This window comes from Bavariicoccus seileri WCC 4188, assembly GCF_000421665.1.
Lineage (GTDB): Bacteria > Bacillota > Bacilli > Lactobacillales > Aerococcaceae > Bavariicoccus > Bavariicoccus seileri.
The window spans coordinates 1-4,098 of record NZ_ATXL01000083.1 but is presented as its reverse complement, the minus strand read 5'-3'; the positions used below and the strand labels follow the sequence as shown (position 1 = coordinate 4,098).

The window sequence follows — 4,098 nt, the reverse complement described above, 5'->3', positions numbered from 1 at the left end:
CCAACTGTCTTTAAACGAATGGCGATTGACCTCAGGGCAGCCACAATGCTCGCAATGAGATGGCTTATAAGTTAATTTTCCGGTAAAAACAGTAGACAATCGGCCTTTTACTCTTTCTTTTGACACGGCATTTTTGGGAAAAGAAATATTAGAATCTTTGATGTTAAGGATTTTTTTAATCATGCTATCTATGTTTTCATCTTTTGTTTTGATAAAATTGGTGTGGGACATTTGGCTGATCCTCCTATGATTTTGTTTAGCGATTTAATTATAGGACAACCAAATGTCTTTTTGTATCAAAAATTGGTGTCGCTACTTTTTGAGTAACAACACCAAATATTATAGAACCTTTTTTATTATGTGGGAACTTATCTAAAACTAGCAAAGTGTAGGGTTGATTGGTTAGATTTACTTTAGGGCTCGTGAGTTGACAAAATAGCTGTCAAAAATGTAGTGAGTGGATAGAATTAGTGTCAAAAGAATAGAAAACATTTACATTGGTTATTGACCCAGTCAATAAAATGAATTATAATAAATATTAGATTGGAACGTTGCCCTGCACCAGGAGGTGAGAACTTGATTGGATTAGAGTACATTTTAAACCTCTTTAATCTTCAGCATATAGAACTTGCAGAAAAACTTGGCATTAGAAAACAAAATATAAACATGTGGGTGAAAGGGCGACAGAACATTCCAAAGAAATATCTACCAGTTTTAGAAGAACTCTTTGGTATCGATCAGTCCTATTTTAAACGTGAGCTTACAGAAATTGATCAGTTAGAGATCCAGAAGGAAAAGCTGAAAAGAGAGCTTAAGCCTGTAATCAAGAAGCATGAACAGCAGTTTTCTTTGGGTGAGATTAATGATCTTGTTGAAGTTCCCATCTACGACAAAGAAGAAATGAATGCCATAGAACGAGATATTGAGAAAGCGAAATTGGTATCAAGATTTAAGGCCGCAATGGATATAGTAGATAATAATCCATATTTAGAGACCTACAAGCTCATCGTAGAACTGCTTGAAAAAGTACAGCATGAATCCGTTCTACACAAAACGATTGAAGCGCTAGCTCATTATTATGAAGTCTTGCCTGATTCGGTAAACAGCGAACCTGAACAAGAAGGCTTTGAAGGTGAAATATTCGAAGTCTTTGATGATCATAACTATTAAACATTTGGAGGTAAAATAAATGACTGAGAACACAGGAAACATTGGATTTGAAGAGACACTTTGGAAAGCTGCAGATAAGCTGAGGGGCAGTATGGATGCCAGTGAATACAAACACGTGGTACTGGGGCTTATCTTCTTGAAGTACATATCCGATAAATTCGAAACAAAATTTGACGCACTTATTGAAGAAGGTGCAGGCTTTGAAGAAGACCGAGATGAATACGAAGCAGAGAACATCTTCTGGGTTCCAAAGGAAGCAAGATGGTCTTTTATCAAGGATAATGCAAAAGATCCCAAAATCGGTCAGTTTATTGATGATGCCATGATCCTTATTGAAAAAGAGAATACATCCCTAAAGGGTGTACTGGATAAGCGTTATGCAAGACCCGAAATTGATAAAAGAAGACTGGGAGAACTGATTGACTTAATTTCAACGATAAAGCTTCATCAAAATGGAGAAAAGGACTTACTAGGAAGAGTGTATGAATACTTCCTTGGACAGTTTGCCAGCGTTGAAGGAAAAGGCGGTGGAGAATTCTATACGCCTACTAGCGTTGTTAAGACCTTAGTTGACATGATTGAACCCTACCAAGGCAGAGTTTATGACCCTTGTTGTGGATCAGGTGGAATGTTTGTACAGAGTGAGAAGTTTGTAGAGGACCATCAAGGAAGAGTCGATAATCTATCCATCTATGGTCAGGAAATGAACTCAACTACATGGAAGCTTTGCAAGATGAACCTAGCTATCAGAGGCCTTGATGCCAATCTAGGACCACATCATGATGATACTTTCCATCACGATCTTCATAAGACATTAAAAGCAGACTATATCCTTGCCAATCCACCATTTAATATTAGTGACTGGGGTGGCAATCAACTTACGGATGATGTGAGATGGAAATTCGGTATTCCACCTGCAGGAAATGCCAACTATGCATGGCTACAGCATATGGTTTACCATCTAGCACCTAATGGAAGCGCTGGTATTGTCCTTGCTAATGGCTCACTAAGTACAAACACTTCAAACGAAGGTGAAATTAGAAAGAATTTATTAGAGGAGGATATGGTCGATGCCATTGTCGCTCTTCCCGATAAACTGTTCTATTCAACAGGTATTCCCGTATCGCTATGGATACTTAACAGAAACAAGAAGGATAATTCGAAGTACAGATCCAGAGAACACAAAGTCCTCTTTATTGACGCGCGACAATTGGGAGAAATGATAGATAGAAGACACAGAGAGCTAACAGAGGAAGATATTAGTAAGATTTCTGAAACCTATCATGAATGGCGAAATATCGATGGGGAGTATGAAGATATCAAGGGTTTCTGTAAGTCAGCTACAATTGAAGATATCAGAGAGAATGAATATGTACTAACCCCTGGAAGATATGTTGGTATAGAAGATATTGAGGATGATGGTATCCCATTCGATGAAAAAATGGAAAATATGACAGCCGAACTGGCTGAACTCTTTGCTAAATCCCGACACCTAGAAGAAGAGATTAGGAAGAATCTAGGGGGTATTGGGTATGAATTTTAAAGTAACAGAAATTGGAGAACTTCCACTTGAGTGGGACGTTGACACTATGGAAAATGCATTGGATGAAATCATTGATTATAGAGGAAAAACACCTGCAAAGTCTGAAGCGGGAATAGAGACATTAAGTGCTAAGTCTGTAAAAAATGGTTATATTGACTACTCAAAAGCATATTTCATTTCTGAAATGACATATCAAAAGTTTATGGTTAGAGGCTTTCCACGAAAAGGGGATATCCTGTTAACTACTGAAGCACCTTTAGGTTTAGTAGCAAAGTTGGATAGAGAAAAGGTGGGAATAGCACAGAGATTATTAACATTACGAGGAAAAAAAGATTATTTACTAAATGATTACCTATTATATTATTTGATGTCTAATGAAGGACAACATCAATTGACATCAAGACAATCGGGAACTACAGTAACGGGAATTAAACAAAAAGAGTTCCGAAAATGTTTAATATCAATACCACCATTTGAAGAACAAAAAGCCATCGCCCATATCCTCTCAACTCTGGACGATAAAATCGAAGTCAACAACCAAATCAACAAAACCCTGGAAAATATGGCACAGGCAATTTTCAAGCAGTGGTTCGTGGATTTCGAATTTCCCAATGAAGATGGAGAACCATATAAGTCCAGTGGTGGAGAGATGATTGCAAGTGAGCTTGGGATGATTCCTAAGGGGTGGGAAGTCATATCTTTAGATAAAATTGTAGATGTGAAAAGTGGTTACTCATACAAAGGAACTGATTTAAGTGAATCCAATAATGCAATGGTTACAATAAAAAACTTTAATAGAAATGGTGGCTATAAAAAAGATGGACTAAAAGAAATTATTATTTCAGACAGAGTTAAAAAACACCATTATATCGAAATAAATGACGTTGTAGTAGCGCATACAGATCTAACACAAGGTGCTGAAATAATCGGTAATCCAGTAATGGTGCTTTCAAAAGGTAAATATGAGAAGTTAATTATGTCTATGGATGTAGTAAAAGTTATCTCGAAAGATAATGACATAGACAACGCATTTATATCCTAGATAATTCATAGTTTTATGAGTTTGCGCTCTAAAACCGTATTTCTTCAACATTTGTAAAGAGTTTCTTTTTTCACCCATTTGGTGCGTGAAAAAAGAACACCTTTCTGTTAATGTAAATTTGACGAAAATACAAAACAGAGGTGTTCTATATGTCAAATTTACGCGATAATCGACTAAGTTTCAATAAAAATGTTCAAATTTCCTCAAAAAGTGAAAAGCTATCTTCCCATGGCGGATTGATTTTGGTTCGTGAGTTCCTCGAAAAAATTCAGTTTAATAAATTAGTGAAGAAAAATGTGCATTTTGAAGACAAGCGGAAATTCTTTACCCATTCAAAGAACAC

The 4,098-nt window shown here is 36.5% G+C and carries 3 protein-coding genes and 2 pseudogenes; 4 read left to right on the top strand and 1 reads right to left on the bottom strand.

All coding sequences use genetic code 11. The features are described from left to right. Positions 1–231, bottom strand: a pseudogene (locus H541_RS0110645) (ISL3 family transposase); the annotation flags it as partial. 345 nt (positions 232–576) lie between these two features. On the opposite strand from H541_RS0110645, the gene H541_RS0110640 reads away from it, so the two are divergent. The 4 genes and pseudogenes from H541_RS0110640 to H541_RS0110625 form a co-directional block, all read left to right on the top strand. After that, positions 577–1,170 carry a helix-turn-helix domain-containing protein gene (locus tag H541_RS0110640; protein WP_022797263.1) on the top strand — a complete coding sequence of 198 codons (594 nt, stop codon included), beginning with the start codon at positions 577–579 and terminating at the stop codon, positions 1,168–1,170. A 19-nt stretch (positions 1,171–1,189) separates the two neighbouring features. Further along, a complete protein-coding gene (locus H541_RS0110635; RefSeq protein ID WP_022797262.1) occupies positions 1,190–2,713 on the top strand; it encodes a class I SAM-dependent DNA methyltransferase in 1,524 nt (507 codons plus the stop codon). Beyond that, complete coding sequence (locus H541_RS12860; RefSeq protein ID WP_022797261.1) at positions 2,703–3,755, top strand: restriction endonuclease subunit S; 1,053 nt, start codon at positions 2,703–2,705, stop codon at positions 3,753–3,755. The genes H541_RS0110635 and H541_RS12860 overlap by 11 nt, the downstream gene beginning before the upstream one ends. 149 nt (positions 3,756–3,904) lie before the next feature. Further along, a pseudogene (locus H541_RS0110625) lies at positions 3,905–4,098 on the top strand (IS1380 family transposase); the annotation flags it as partial.